Here is a 16,115-nt window from a genome sequence, read left to right as displayed (position 1 = left end):
AAAGCTAAGCATTTAGCAACCTTGTATCTTGAAGATTTATCAGATTTTATTATAGAATGCATCGATCCTAATTTTGGGTTTAGCCGTTATGCAGAACGTTTAGGTCAAAGTGCAAATGCTTTTGATGAGTTATATAAAAGCCTTCTGAACACACCAACATTTATAGACGATATTACACTTACAATTTTAGACAAAAGATTGAAAACTGTACAACCAAAACTGGTTTGTTTTTCGGTACCTTTTCCTGGTAACTTATATAGCGCTTTTAGATGTGCACAATTTATAAAAGCTAATTATCCAGAAACTAAAATTGCCATTGGAGGTGGTTTTCCTAATACCGAATTACGTTCTGTAACAGATACACGTGTTTTTGATTTTTTCGATTTTATTACACTAGACGATGGTGAGTTACCAATAGAGTTACTTTTTGAAAACGTATGTCATTCAAAGCAGAGCGAAGGCATCTTAAAAAACCAATTTAAACGCACTTTTGTTCTTGAAAACAACAACGTTGTTTATAAAAACAACACTACAAAACCAGACTACAAACAACTAGACGTTGGCACACCAGATTATTCAAATTTGTTATTAGACCAATATATTTCGGTTATAGAAATTGCAAATCCAATGCACAGCTTATGGAGTGATGGCAGATGGAATAAACTTACAATGGCGCATGGTTGTTATTGGGGAAAATGTACCTTTTGTGATATCTCTTTAGATTATATTAAAATTTACGAGCCTATTGCTGCTTCGCTTTTAGTGGATAGAATGGAACAATTAATTGCCCAAACTGGCGAAAACGGATTTCATTTTGTAGATGAAGCTGCTCCTCCTGCTTTAATGAAAGCACTGGCTTTAGAAATTATAAAACGACAGTTAACCGTTACTTGGTGGACCAACATTAGATTCGAAAAAAACTTTACACAAGACTTATGTTATTTACTAAAAGCATCTGGTTGCATTGCTGTTTCTGGTGGATTAGAAGTGGCTTCAGATCGTTTATTAAAGCTTATTGATAAAGGTGTAACCGTAGAACAAGTGGCACAAGTAACACGTAATTTTACGCAAGCTAACATTATGGTTCACTCCTATTTAATGTATGGCTACCCAACACAAACTGTACAAGAAACCGTTGATAGCTTAGAAATGGTTAGACAATTGTTTGAACTTGGTATTATTCAATCTGGTTTCTGGCACCAATTTGCATTAACAGCTCATAGTCCTATTGGTTTAAATCCTTCAGATTATGGTATTACACCAAATTACAAAAGTATTTCTTTTGCAAATAACGATATAGATTTTACAGACAGTACTGGTATTGATCATAATCAATTTAGCTATGGTTTAAAAAAATCGCTATTCAATTTTATGCATGGTATTGGTTTTGACATGGATTTACAAGAATGGTTTGATTTCGATATACCACAAACCACAATTACACCATATTATATTGAAGATTCTCTTAATACCGAAACCACATTAAGTACAAAACCAACTGCAAAAATTGTTTGGTTAGGTCACCTTCCATTAGTTCAAGAACGCACAAAAACTAAAAAAGGATTTACAAACGAATTATTAGACTTAACGTTTCATGATAAAACCGAAAGACTTCAAATTACCGTAAATAAACCCGAAGGTGAATGGCTACTTAATATGCTTGAAAATTTAAAGCCAGTAAATGGTAAGGCGCTTTCTTTTTCAGCATTAAAAAAGGACTTTGAAACACAATTTGAAGATTTTGAATTATTCTGGTTTTCAAAATCCATACTTAAGCTTAGAGCTTTTGGTTTATTAATACTTTAATAACATACTAATAATTATTAATTAACGTGCTTAAAAACGTACTAAAAGCAATTCACTTACCTTTGTTTAACCATGCAAAAAAAGTTAAAAACACATCTAAAAAATATAGAGTTATTCTTTAAAGGCTCAAGCTTTTACAGAGGTGTTGTACTTACTTTTGCTATTGTATTACCTTTAATACTTTTTAATAGTTTAGACTTATTTCAGTTTGCGCCAGCTATAGCTTTAGGTACATTTTTAAATGCACCAAGTGATGTGCCTGGAAGCTTAAGACGTAAAATTAATGGGATACTAATTAGTATCGCATTAACTACTTTAGTGACGTTTATAATATTAATAACTAAACCTGTTTTTATTGTACTAGTTATTGCAATTGCAGTACTTAGTTTTTGTATTAGTTTAATTTCGGTTTTTGGGTTTAGAGCATCGTTAATTTCATTTTCTGGATTATTAGCTATTGTGTTAGGTTTAGCAGTCGAAAAACCAGATATAACAGCTATTGTATTACACATTGGATTAATAAGTCTTGGTGGTTTATGGTACCTACTATTCTCTTTATTATCTAATTGGATTTTCCCAAGAAAAGACGACGACCAATTATTGTCTGACACTTTACAACTTACAGGAAAGTATCTAAAAATTAGAGCAAAACTATTAACCAAACCTAGTAAACGAGTTCAATTAACTGAAAAAGCACTTGTAATACAAACACAAATAAGTGAGAAACATGAAACGTTAAGAGAATTGCTTTTAGAAGGTAGAAAACGTTCTGGAAGATCATACTCTAACGAAAGACGATTACTAATCTTTATCTCTTTAATAGATATTTTTGAATTAGCTTTAGCAAACACTTTAAACTACTCTAAAATAGACACCTTATTTGGGTTAGAGAAAAAGCATTTAGAAACATTTAAAAAAATGAACAAAGAGATGGGAAACCATCTTATTAATCTATCTGAATTATTAATAAAAAAAGGAACGCTTCCAGAAATTAAGTTATTAAATAAAATATTTAAAAAAACAGAAACTACAATACTAAATTACGTAAGCGAAATAACATTGCCAAAAGCACGTGAAGGTGCAATTACACTTAGAAATCTTCAAAGTTACCAAAAGCAATTATTACGAGAAGTAAAAACAATTAGACGTGTTTTAAGTCGCGTAAAAAGCAACTCTAAAGTTTCATTAAAAACCAAAGATTCTAAACAGTTTTTAACCTCTCAAGATTACAGGTTTAATATATTAATCCAACATTTTAGTTTAAAATCACCAATGCTTAGACATGCTTTAAGAATTGCTATTGCAATACTATTAGGTTTTATTTTAGGTAGTTTATTAGACTTAAAAAACGCGTATTGGATTTTATTAACCATAATAGTGATCATGCGACCAAATTATGGCTTAACAAAAGAACGCTCTAAAAACCGAATTATAGGAACTATAATTGGAGCACTAATTGCAACAGCCATTATATTAGTTACAAAAAGCACAACTGTTTATATGGTATTAGCTGTATTGTCTTTAACTTTTGCTTTTTCATTAATACAACAAAGCTATAAAATAGGTGCTGCTTTTATTACCATACATATTGTTTTTGTATATGCTTTAATAGAGCCTAATGCTTTTTCTGTTATTCAATATCGTGTTATAGATACTTTAATTGGTGCTACAATTGCTCTTGCGTCTAATTACTTGCTATTTCCTAGTTGGGAATACAAAAACCTAGATACTGTTATAGTAAATGTAATCTCTTCTAACACAAATTATTTAAATGCAACAAAAAATTTATACCATGATAAAGAGGCTAATAATTTAGAATACAAGCTTTATAGAAAAGAAGCTTTTTTAGCAATGAGTAATTTAAATGCTGCGTTTCAAAGGTTAACACAAGATCCAAAATCGAAACAAAAAGAAGCTGCTTTAATATACAATATGGTAACATTAAACCATACTATTTTATCTGCAATAGCATCTATTGGAACCTATATTTTAAATAATAAAACATCCACTCCTTCTGAAGAATTTAATACCATAACAAATAGTATTTCTGAAGCTTTAAAACATACTGCTTCTAAACTAGATAATACAAAATCTAAAATTTTATTAGAAGACAAAGTCATTAATCAAGCGCATAAAAAACTTCAAAAACGTTACGATAATTTATCTCAAAAACGAGATTTAGCAATTAAAGCAGGACAAATCGAAATTGATAATAAAACGTTATTAAACTTACAAGAAGCACATTTAATTAGCAATCAATTATTATGGCTAAAATCTTTATCTGCAAATTTAACTACTGCTATTGTAAAGTATAAATCGGTTTTTAATTAACTTGAATATAAATTAATAAGCCTTAAAATTTAAAACTGTATAGTTTTACAGACTCATTAAAAGTAGCGTTTCACTCACTCAAACGTCGTGTTTACTAATTCCTCATTTTATAGTACTACCATTAAGTATATGTTTGATGTATATTAACATATAAAACTAGTACCATGAAAAATCAATTTAGTTTAAACATTAAAACACCTTGTCAAGAAAACTACAATACGTTTGCATCCACTCAAGGTGGTGGTTTTTGCGGCTCTTGCAAATAGGAGGTTATCGATTTTACAAAAATGAATGCAGAAGAGATTACAGCCTATTTTAGTACTAATAATACAGAAAATACTTGTGGTAGATTTAAAGGTCATCAACTAAATACATTAAACCAAATATCTCAACAAACTAGTATGCGGAATCTTGCAGCTGGAATAGGTTTAGCTTGCTTATCATTATTTTCTGTAACAACAGCTTATGCACAAGGAAAAATAGATATAACAAAGACGTCTGTATCTGAGCAACAAAAAGATTTAGTTGTAAGAGGAACAGTTACAGAACAACATTTGCCTTTACCTGGTGTAAATGTAATGTTACAAGGAACAGAAATTGGAACTACAACAGATTTTGATGGCAATTTTGAATTTCCACAGAAACTTAAAAAAGGAGATGTTTTAATCTTTACATATGTTGGTATGGATTCTCAAAAAATAATTATCGAAAATAAAAACACTACAGCTACAATAGCATTAAATGTTAGTATGAAAAATGATAGTGTATTCCTAATGGGAAGAATTGCTTCAAAAAAAATTTACAAATCTAAAAGAAGTAAATAACCTCTAATATCATGATAAAATACACACTTCTTTTATTTAGCGTTTTTGTTTTTAATGTTTCGGTTGGGCAAATTTCAGACTTTAAATCTATAGATTTTACTGAAGCAGATAATGTTGCAAAATTATATAAAGGAAGTGATTTAAATAATTTACAATTACTTGCGCATAGACTCACGTTTAAATTTACTACTGAAGCTGAAAAATTTAGAGCTATTTACACTTGGGTTTGTAATAATATTAAAGGCGATTCTTACCTGCATAATAAAGTAAGTAGAAAGCGTAGCAAGTTAAAAAACGACAGCCTTCGCTATGTAAAATGGAATACAAAATATAAAAAAACCATTTACAAGAATTTATTTGAAGATAAAAAAACCATGTGCACTGGTTACGCCTTTTTAATAAAAGAGCTTTGCTTTTTTGCTAATATAGAGTGTAAAATAGTAGATGGTTATGGTCGCTCTGTTTCCTCTAATGTTGATACTCTTGAAAAGGCTAATCATTCTTGGAATGCAGTAAAACTAAATAACAAATGGTATTTATGTGATGCTACTTGGTCTAGCGGTTATATGATATCTGAAACTCTTTTTTTAAACGATTATAATGATGGTTATTTTTTAACAGAACCAACACTATTTGCAAAAAACCATTATCCTTTGCAAAAAGAATGGTTGCTAAATAATACCTCTACAGCATCAGGATTTACAACCGCTCCTCTAGTTTATGGTGATACATTTAAAAATAGAATAGCACCAATAAGTCCAAATAAAATGAATGTTACTATTAACAAAGAAGAATGTATCACCTTCAGTTTTAAAAATTTAGAAAGCAACAGTAATGATAAAGTGTCTTTGGTTAAATTTATTGGAAATAATGAACATGCTTTTAAAATTTACGATCTTAAAACTGAAAACAGCATAACCTCTTTTAAACATCAATTTAACCGAAAAGGCTTTTACGATGTACACTTAAAAATTAATAATGATATTGTAGCGACCTATACAATAGAAGTTACGAAAAGTTAAATTACACTACTTTTTAATATAATAAACAGCGTCAATTCGAGTGATTTTGAGGCACGAAAAATTGTATCGAGAACTATTTTTAAATTAACGCCTTATTCTCGATACTAATTTCCCTCATTACAATGGTAAAATTCACTCGAATTAACAATACTCATAATAGTTTTCAAATAAAATAAAAAGCTTAGCAAAAAAACTACCTTTGCAGCAAACATTTTTTACATGTCATTTAAAGACCTAAAACTTAACAGACCAATACTTCGTGCTATAGCCGAAAAAGGTTACGATAACCCAACACTAGTTCAAGAACGCACTATTCCGTTAGTTTTAGATAAAAAAGATGTCATTGCTTCTGCACAAACTGGAACAGGAAAAACAGCTGCTTTTGCGTTGCCTATTTTACAATTATTGTACGACAAACAAGAATCTGCAAAGAATCAAAAAAAAATTCGTGCTTTAATTATTAGTCCTACGCGTGAGTTAGCGATACAGATTCAGGAAAACTTTCAAGAGTATGCTACGCATACCAATTTAAAATCTACAGTTATTTTTGGTGGAGCTTCTATAGAACCACAAAAAGAGATTTTAAAAAAAGGTATCGATATTTTAATTGCAACACCAGGACGATTACTAGATTTACACAAGCAGGATTTTGTAAACCTTGATTACGTTGAAACTCTAGTTTTAGACGAAGCAGATTTAATGCTCGATATGGGTTTTATAGATGATGTAAAGAAAGTTGAAAGACTCTGTCCTGAAAAAAAACAGACACTTCTATTCTCGGCAACAATGCCTTATAAAGTTGAGCAATTAGCTGAAACTATTTTAGATAACCCAAGACGTGTTGAAGTTTCGCAGAACTCTTCAACCTCTAAAAATGTTAATCAAGCATTGTATTTTGTGCCAAAACCACAGAAAATAGAATTGTGCTTGCATTTACTTCGTAACACAATACAAGGTCGCATTATTATTTTTAGACGCACAAAATATGGTGTCGATAAATTGGAACAAACACTACTTAAAAATAATTATAAGGCAGATAGTATACATGGTGACAAAAGCCAAACTTTAAGACAAGAAGCTTTAAATAATTTTAAAAAAAATAAAGTAGATATTTTAATTGCAACAGACGTTGCAGCTCGTGGTATTGATGTTGACGATGTAGATGCTGTAGTAAATTTCGATATGCCAAACGTACCAGAAACCTACGTACACAGAATTGGTAGAACCGCAAGAGCAGGAAATACTGGAACAGCCTACTCCTTTTGCTCTGCAGACGAAAAAGAATATGTAAAAAGCATACAACAACTTATTAACTTACAACTAGACGTTGTAGAAGACCATCCATATCCTTTAGATCCAAAAGCAAAACCAGCAGTACATAAAAAACAAGGTTCTAAACACAGAAAAGGGCGTAAAAGTGAAGCTTCAAAAAAGAAGAAAAAACGTTGGTATTAATAAATCTCAATTTAAACAAGAAACTAAAAAGTTATTACATGTAGTGATAAATCTGTATTTTAGTATTTTATCTATAACATATAAAATATTTTAAATAAAATATAAATGAAACACTACTTAACTATTATCTGCATAATCACATTATTTGTTTCGTGTAAAAACGACAAAACTACAGAAACAAGTACTGAAGTAACTTCAGAAAAAAACATAGAATTTAGCTCTATGCTAAACAATTTTTATGAAGAAGGCTTAAAGCTAAATCCATTGACTGCTACTTCTGCAGGTGATAATAGATATAATAATTTACTACCAAATACGCTTTCATACGACTTTTCTAATAAATTGAAAGCCTATTACCAAGACTTTAAATCTAAAGCAGAATCTTACACTAACAACCAATTAAATAAAACACAACAATTAAGTCGTGATATTTTAATTTGGGACTGTAATATTAACCTAGAGCGTTTCAATTTTAACGAAGACTTTACACCTATCAACCAAATGTGGACACAGCAACTAACTATTGGGCAGTTAGCAAGTGGTAAAAGTTCTCAACCTTTTAAAACTGTTGAAGACTACAATAATTGGCTAGTGCGTGTGGATCAATATTTAGAATGGGTAGCAAGTGCAGAAGCTAAAATGAAGGCAGGTGTTACAGCTAAACATGTATTACCAAAAAGTTTAATTACAAAGGTAACACCACAATTAGAGACCATTATAAAAACACCACTAAAGGCGCATTTATTCTACCAACCAATACTAAGTTTACCCAACAGTTTTTCAGCAGAAGACAAAAAGCAAATAACAGAAGCGTACTCAAACATGATTGAGAACAAAGTAAAACCAGCTTATACTAGTCTTTATAATTACATGAATGGTGATTATTTAAAAGCTGGAAGAACAACTAGTGGTATTAGCGATACACCAAATGGTAAGGCATACTACAACCACCAGATTAAGCTCTACACCACTACTGAAATGACTGCAGACCAAATTCATAATCTTGGTTTAAGTGAGGTAAAGCGCATTCTTACAGAAATGGAAAAAGTAAAAACGCAAGTAGGTTATAAAGGTGATATAATTTCGTTTTTCGATTATGTTAGAAACAATACGGAATTAACACCTTATAAAACACCAAAAGAAATTATCGACAACTTCAATGCTATTCATGAAACTATGAAACCGCAAATTGAAAAACTGTTCGATGTAAAACCTAAGACTACTTTTGAAGTGAGACAAACCGAAAAATTTAGAGAAGCCTCTGCAAGTGCAGAATATAATCCTGGATCTTTAGATGGTACACGACCTGGTATTTTTTATACACCAATTCCAGATGCAACTAAATACAATGTGTTTAGTGACGAAGCTTTATTTTTACACGAAGCTATTCCTGGACACCATTACCAAATATCATTACAACAAGAAGATACAGATTTACCAAAATTTCGTAAAACATTATGGTATAGTGCTTATGGAGAAGGTTGGGCTTTGTATTGCGAATCTCTAGGTAAAGAACTTGGTTTATACACAGATCCTTACCAGTATTTTGGTATGTTAGGTATGGAAATGCATCGTGCAATCCGTTTAGTAGTGGATACTGGAATGCATGCTAAAGGTTGGACGCGCGAACAAGCCATTCAATATTCTTTAGATCACGAAGCAGAAAGCGAAGCAGGAATTATTTCAGAAATAGAACGTTATATGGCAAATCCTGGTCAAGCGCTATCTTACAAAATTGGTCAACTTAAAATTAGAGAATTAAGAGCGAAAGCAGAAAAAGAGTTGGGTGATAAATTTGATATTGCTAAGTTTCATAATCAAGTATTAGAAACTGGTTGTGTGCCATTAGCTTTACTAGAAACTAAAATTGATAATTGGGTAGAAGCTTCAAAATAATAGCTTTGGAATACTTTTTGATTTTTAATACAAAACATTCATTTTGAAATTAAAATACTTATACCTCGTTCTATTTTGTTTTTGTTCTTTTATTACAAAAGCGCAAAATACAACTATTGTTTCCGAAACTGAAGAAGAACCTGTATCCTACGCTACCATTTCTTTTGGTAATGGTAATGGTTTATTTGCAGACGATGCTGGACAATTTTTCTTCACAAAAAAATTATACAAGGATATAGATTCGTTGTTTATTTCTGCCATTGGTTTTAAGGATTTAAAATTGGCGACTCTAAATTTACCTAAAACAATAGTAATGAATTCAAGTATAAACACGCTTGACGAAGTTTTTTTAAGCAAGCCAAAAGGCAAATTTAAAATTGAGAAAATAAAACCAACCGTTCACGAAGATTATTACAAATGTTGGCTACCAACTATAGAGAGTGAAATTGCTGTTTATTTTCCTAATAGCTCAACCAAAACACAACGTCTCTCTAGTTTGCAAATACCAATAAAAGTTGAAGCTAAAGATTGGGACAAGCGTAAAAGAAAGACCTCTAAAAAAAGACCATTTTCAACCTTATTTAAGGTTAATTTTTACAAAAACAATAATGGATTACCTGGTGATGTATTAACATATGAAAATGTAGTTTTTATTGCAAATGAAAAAAATGAGAAAATTTTAGAATTCGATGTCACAGAGTATGATATCTACATGCCTAAAAACGGCTTATTTATTTCTCTTCAAGTATTAGGCTACACAGATGCTAATGGAAAATTATTACCCAATAAAAAATACCAAGAAATTAAAACAAAACGTGGTATAGTAAAAGTATCGACTACGTTTAGACCGCTCTTACCTTTTACAGATCAAATTCCAGAAAAAAGAACCTTTGTAAGGCGTATTTTTTTAAACAATGGACAATGGACACTTTTCGACAAACAAAACGTGGCCAAATCTAACCTATTAAAAGTGGGATTAAACAATTACGGATTGGGTTTAAATTTAGAAGTTTACAAGGAAGAATAAAATCGATATCATCTTATTTTATTAGCTATTATTTCTTCATACAAAAAATAAAAAGAAACCGCTTGCGCATTCATATTTAATTCTTACTTTTAATTCTTATGACAGAAGTAGAAATTGAAAATGAAAATGCTGCAATTGCTAAAGCCTATAAAAATCTTTTAAAGGTTAGTTATACATTGCTCTCTACAGACGATAAGAAACTAATTCGTAAAGCCTTTGAAGTTGCTGTAGATGCACATAAAACGCAACGCAGAAAAAGTGGAGAAGCTTATATTTTTCATCCAATTGCTGTGGCTCGTATTGTAGCTTCAGAAATTGGCTTAGATGCCACTTCTATTGCTGCGGCTTTACTTCACGATGTTGTAGAAGATAGTGACGATTATACAGTAAATGACATCGAAGGCTTATTTGGAGAAACCGTTGCTAGAATTGTAGATGGTTTAACAAAAATATCATCTCTAAGTAAGGAGAAGGACATGGATGTCTCGCTTCAAGCAGAGAATTTTAGAAAAATGCTACTCACACTTAATGATGATGTTCGTGTGATTATTATTAAAATTGCCGACAGACTTCACAACATGCAAACCATGGATGCTATGCGTCCAGACAAACAAATTAAAATTGCTAGCGAAACGTTATATATTTATGCGCCTTTAGCGCATAGAATTGGACTTTATAATGTTAAAACCGAACTTGAAGACTTAAGTTTAAAATATACAGAACCCGAAGTTTATAACGATATTCTACTTAAAACAAAAGAAAGCAAACAAGAACAAGATCTTTACATTCAAGAATTTAACAGCGTAATTAAAACATCTTTAGATAAAGAGAATTTAAACTACGAAATTAAAGGGCGTCCAAAATCTATTTTTTCTATAAAACGAAAAATGGAAAAACAAGGCGTTACTTACGATGAAGTTTACGATAAATTTGCAGTAAGAATAATCTACAAAACGGATAAAGAAAATGAAAAATTTCTAGCTTGGAAAATCTATTCTGTAGTAACAGACCATTTTATACCAAATCCCACACGATTACGAGATTGGATCTCTTCTTCAAAATCTACAGGTTATGAAGCGCTTCATATTACCGTAATGGGTCCCAAAGGACGTTGGGTAGAAGTACAAATTAGAAGTGAGCGCATGAATGAGATTGCAGAGAAAGGTTATGCAGCGCACTACAAATACAAAAACAAAGACGATAAAGAAGACAATCTCGACATGTGGATTAATAGACTTCAAGAAGCTCTAGAAAATCCATCTACAAATGCCGTAGATTTTGTAGAGCAGTTTAAATTAAACCTCTACTCTAAAGAAATTTTTGTTTTTACACCAAAAGGAGAATTAAAATCTTTACCAAAAGGTGCAACACCTTTAGATTTTGCTTTTAGTATTCATACAGAAGTAGGTATGAAAACACGAGGTGCAAAAGTAAATGGTAAACTAATGCCTTTAAGTCATGAACTTAATAGTGGAGACCAAGTAGATATACTAACAAGTGAAAATGTAAAACCTAATCCTAACTGGCTAGATTATGCTACAACGTCTCGTGCAAGAGGTAAAATAAAATCATTATTGCGTGAGGACGAAAAACTAATTGCAGAAGATGGTAAAGAAATTTTACGTAGAAAATTAAAGCAACTTAAAATTTCGCTTAACGAAAAATCGGTTAACGAAATGGTTAATCATTTTAAACTTAAAACAAGTTTAGATTTATTTTACCGTGTTGCTATTGGTACAATAAGTAATCCTATGCTAAAAGATTATGCTGCTTCCAGAAGTAACGCTTTAGTTAGTTTTTTTAAGAATAAAATGAATCGAAAAAACTCGGTTTCTAAAGAAGAGCTTGCTAAAGAGGAAGTTACCAATCACTACGATATGCTGGTTTTTGGTAAAGAAGAAGAAACCCTAGATTACAAGCTTGCAATATGTTGCAACCCAATTCCTGGAGATGATGTATTTGGTTTTTTAACTATTAATGACGGTATAAAAGTGCATAAAAAAAATTGCCCAAACGCACTAAGCATGCAATCTAATTATGCCTACAGAATAATGCTTGCAAAATGGATTGATTCTTCTAAACAAGAATACCAAGCAAATATTAACCTATCAGGAATCGATAATTTAGGATTAGTAAATGATATTACTAAGGTAATTTCTGAAAACATGCATGTAAACATGACTAGTATAAGCTTTCAAAGTAATCATGGTATCTTTTCTGGAAAAATAAATGTGAAAGTAAAAAACAAAACTTTACTTAAAAAATTAATAGATAATTTGAAGAAAATTAATGGCATAGATAAGGTTTCACGTGTTTAATACCATTTTAACTATTAGATTAAGATTAATACTTATGTTTGATGTTATAAATTAATTCTTGTTAATAACTGCTTGATAACACATTATTCTAAGGTTCAAAATTATAGAATTACCTCAAAAAAATATGTAAATTTGCTACTTAAATTATGAGCACAAATACAGATACAAAAAATCAAGAGATAGTAAAAAATGTTTTTACAGTTTTTTTAGAAAGCAATGGTCATAGAAAAACACCAGAACGCTACGCTATACTTCAAGAAATCTACAACAATAAAGAGCATTTTGATATAGAATCTTTGTATTTAAAAATGAAAAACAAAAAGTATCGCGTTAGTCGTGCTACTCTTTATAATACTATAGAATTATTGTTAGACTGTGGTTTGGTTCGTAAACACCAATTTGGAAAAAACCAGGCGCACTACGAAAAATCGTACTTCGATAAGCAACACGATCATGTTATATTAACAGATACTGGTGAAGTTATCGAGTTTTGCGATCCAAGAATTCAATCTATAAAAAAAACAATTGAGGAGGTTTTTGATATCGAAATTACAAACCACTCACTATATTTTTACGGTAACCGAAAATCAACTAAAAACAATTAACTACTATGGCAGTAGATTTACTACTAGGTTTACAATGGGGAGACGAAGGCAAAGGAAAAATTGTCGATGTTTTAACCAAAAATTACAATATTATCGCACGTTTTCAAGGTGGTCCAAATGCTGGACATACACTTAAATTCGATGGTATAAAACACGTATTGAGAACAATTCCTTCTGGAATTTTCCATAAGCAATCTATGAATATTATTGGAAATGGCGTAGTTGTCGATCCTGTAGTATTTATTAAAGAATTAGAAGGTTTAGATCAGTTTAATATTGATTATAAAGCTAAATTAATTGTGTCTCGTAAAGCACATTTAATTTTACCAACACATCGTTTACTAGATGCTGCTAGTGAAGCTTCTAAAGGTAAAGCCAAAATTGGTTCTACTTTAAAAGGTATTGGTCCAACTTATATGGATAAAACTGGCAGAAACGGTATTCGTGTTGGTGATTTAGAAATGCCAAACTGGAAAGAAAAATACAGAGCTTTAGCAAACAAACATGAAGCAATGATTGATTTCTATAATGTAGATGTGCAATATGATTTAGAAGAAATGGAAATTGAATTTTTCGAGTCTGTAGAACGTTTAAAAGAATTACAATTTATAGATAGTGAAGCTTATTTACACCAAGCGCTAAAAGATGGTAAAACGATTCTAGCAGAAGGCGCTCAAGGCTCTCTTTTAGATATTGATTTTGGAACCTATCCATTTGTAACCTCTTCTAACACAACTGCTGCTGGAGCATGTACTGGTTTAGGTATTGCACCTAACAAAATAAAAGACGTTTTTGGTATTTTTAAAGCCTACACTACTCGTGTTGGCTCTGGTCCTTTTCCAACAGAATTGTTTGATGCCGATGGAGAAGAAATGGCTAGAGTTGGTCAAGAATTTGGCGCTGTAACTGGTAGAGCAAGACGTTGTGGTTGGTTAGATTTAGTAGCACTTAAATACACATGTCGTGTTAATGGTGTGACAAAATTAATGATGATGAAAAGTGATGTGCTTTCTGGTTTTAAAACCTTAAAAGTAGCAACTGCTTATAAATATAAAGGTGAAACTATAGAACATTTACCGTTTAACATCGAACCAGAAAATGTTGAACCTATCTATACCGATTTTAAAGGTTGGAGTGAAGACTTAACAGGTATGACTGAATATTCTCAACTACCAAAAGCATTAAATGATTATATAGATTTCCTTGAAAAAGAATTAGAAATTCCTATTACAATTGTTTCTGTAGGACCAGATAGAAAACAGACTATTTTTAGAGATTAATTTCTAAAATATTATTACATATAAAACCTATCAACTTAGAATTAAGAGGATAGGTTTTTTTTATGCAAAATCATTACTTATTTCAACTTGACTTTGAATAAAAAACGACACACTATTACATAAAAAAAACCATTCAAATTACTTTGAATGGTTTTAATACTTTAATTAAAATGTAATATATAAAGCTTATTTCTTTTTAATTAATTTAATTGTTTTACTTGCATTTTCTGTATATAGATTTACAAAGTAAACTCCAGCTTCTAATTGACTAATATTTATTGTTTTTAAATTATTATTAGTAGTAGCAATTACTTTTTGTCCTGCAATATTATAAACTTCAATACTTTTTAAGTTATTCTCTAAACCTTTAATATTTACAACATCTGTTGCTGGATTAGGATATAATGAAACACCAACCAACTCTACAGTTGGAGTACTTAATGTATTAAGCAAAAAAGAAGAAGGAGCAGTAACGCCATTATCTGTAGGATCAAGCACATCAACAATACCAAGACCATCATCTAAATCGACTAATAAAGCAGGAACAAAAGCTGAACCTAAACCTGGTATATTTAACAAAGTATTCCCAAGGTCTACAATTTCAAGTGAACCACCTGAAGCATTAGTAATACTACTCAAATCGAAAGTAACAATAGTAGTAGTGATTCCATCAGAAAGCGCTGGAAAGTTAATTCCACTACCTGTTAAATCTGCCGCTATAACATAGCCATCAATTTGAGGCATTCCAACAATAGAAGCGCTTCCATCAAAAAAAGTAGCCGTAGGACTGCCCAATGAAGATGTTATACTTGCTGTTATCCCGTCTGGAAGTGTTATTGTAAATGCATATTGATTAGGCACAGGTATAGATGTACTCGTACTAGCATTTGGTACTGCTCCAACAGAAAAACTTACTCCTCCGTTATAAACCAATGTATACTTGTAACCGTCTTGTGCATTTAATTGCATTGAAAAAAAACAAAATAATAAAAGTATAAGCTTTGGTAATGTAATTTTATTCATAATAATAAATTTAATAGTAGTTGAGTATTTAGTAAATATCTATAATTAATTTTCTGGTAATTGTTCTTGAATTTCAAAAGTAGTAAAACCAAAGAAATTCCCTGGGTGTGCTACTGTATTTTGAAGTATAAGTGGTCTATCAGAATTAGATCCCAAAGCTTGCGTTTGAGAATCCATATTCAAATCTTTATCGTTATATCCATTAATAACGAATGTTGGGAAACCAAAGAAATTACCTGGATCAGACAATACTTCAGTTAAAACACTAGGATTATCAGAGTTCGTTCCTAAAGCTTGAATTACAGTATCGTTATTAGCATTTCCAGCCCACATTGCTGTTGCTCCACTTGGAACACTAAAAGTAGTTTGCGCATTTGTACCAAAGGTAATTTGGTTTGTTGCGTCTGTAAAATCTACTGTTGCAGCTGCATCAGATAATGCTATAGTGTTAGCAGTCATAATCCCTAAGTGGTTTCTATGCTTTACTGCTACAAAATAATTTTTTGCCGAGACCGTAAATGATAAATC

The 16,115-nt window shown here is 31.0% G+C and carries 11 protein-coding genes and 1 pseudogene; 10 read left to right on the top strand and 2 right to left on the bottom strand.

What is annotated here, in order from left to right:
* The 10 genes from Q0C58_RS03815 to Q0C58_RS03770 form a co-directional block, all read left to right on the top strand.
* Nucleotides 1-1,806, top strand: a 1,806-nt coding sequence (locus tag Q0C58_RS03815) for a radical SAM protein (protein ID WP_290697742.1), incomplete at its 5' end; no start/stop codon positions are given.
* 72 nt (nt 1,807-1,878) lie between these two features.
* Nucleotides 1,879-4,137 carry an FUSC family membrane protein gene (locus tag Q0C58_RS03810; protein ID WP_290697739.1) on the top strand — a complete coding sequence of 753 codons (2,259 nt, stop codon included), beginning with the start codon at nt 1,879-1,881 and terminating at the stop codon, nt 4,135-4,137.
* Between the two features lie 287 nt (nt 4,138-4,424).
* Nucleotides 4,425-4,961 carry a carboxypeptidase-like regulatory domain-containing protein gene (locus tag Q0C58_RS03805; RefSeq protein WP_290697736.1) on the top strand — a complete coding sequence of 179 codons (537 nt, stop codon included), beginning with the start codon at nt 4,425-4,427 and terminating at the stop codon, nt 4,959-4,961.
* An 11-nt stretch (nt 4,962-4,972) separates the two neighbouring features.
* Nucleotides 4,973-5,983, top strand: coding sequence for a transglutaminase domain-containing protein (locus Q0C58_RS03800; RefSeq protein ID WP_290697733.1), 1,011 nt, complete (start codon nt 4,973-4,975; stop codon nt 5,981-5,983).
* Between the two features lie 219 nt (nt 5,984-6,202).
* A complete protein-coding gene (locus Q0C58_RS03795) occupies nt 6,203-7,438 on the top strand; it encodes a DEAD/DEAH box helicase (protein ID WP_290697730.1) in 1,236 nt (411 codons plus the stop codon).
* A 105-nt stretch (nt 7,439-7,543) separates the two neighbouring features.
* Nucleotides 7,544-9,334 (top strand): DUF885 family protein, encoded by a 1,791-nt coding sequence (locus Q0C58_RS03790; RefSeq protein WP_290697727.1) that lies wholly within the window; start codon nt 7,544-7,546, stop codon nt 9,332-9,334.
* Nucleotides 9,335-9,377: 43 nt separating this feature from the next.
* Entirely contained in the window at nt 9,378-10,361 is a 984-nt protein-coding gene (locus tag Q0C58_RS03785; RefSeq protein WP_290697724.1) for a hypothetical protein, read from the top strand.
* Between the two features lie 98 nt (nt 10,362-10,459).
* A complete protein-coding gene (locus tag Q0C58_RS03780) occupies nt 10,460-12,679 on the top strand; it encodes a RelA/SpoT family protein (RefSeq protein WP_290697721.1) in 2,220 nt (739 codons plus the stop codon).
* A gap of 146 nt (nt 12,680-12,825) precedes the next feature.
* A complete protein-coding gene (locus Q0C58_RS03775) occupies nt 12,826-13,284 on the top strand; it encodes a transcriptional repressor (protein ID WP_290697718.1) in 459 nt (152 codons plus the stop codon).
* A 5-nt stretch (nt 13,285-13,289) separates the two neighbouring features.
* Nucleotides 13,290-14,564 (top strand): adenylosuccinate synthase, encoded by a 1,275-nt coding sequence (locus Q0C58_RS03770; RefSeq protein ID WP_290697715.1) that lies wholly within the window; start codon nt 13,290-13,292, stop codon nt 14,562-14,564.
* 186 nt (nt 14,565-14,750) lie between these two features.
* On the opposite strand, the gene Q0C58_RS03765 is transcribed toward Q0C58_RS03770, so the two are convergent.
* Both Q0C58_RS03765 and Q0C58_RS03760 read right to left on the bottom strand, forming a co-directional pair.
* A complete protein-coding gene (locus tag Q0C58_RS03765; protein ID WP_290697712.1) occupies nt 14,751-15,587 on the bottom strand; it encodes a T9SS type A sorting domain-containing protein in 837 nt (278 codons plus the stop codon).
* A 45-nt stretch (nt 15,588-15,632) separates the two neighbouring features.
* Nucleotides 15,633-16,115: pseudogene (locus tag Q0C58_RS03760) on the bottom strand (hemagglutinin protein); the annotation flags it as partial.

Origin of the sequence: Lacinutrix sp. (assembly GCF_023299985.1) — a bacterium.
In the GTDB taxonomy this organism is placed as follows: Bacteria; Bacteroidota; Bacteroidia; order Flavobacteriales; family Flavobacteriaceae; genus Lacinutrix.
The sequence above is the reverse complement of the archived record's forward strand: the minus strand, read 5'-3'. Positions and strand labels throughout refer to the sequence as shown.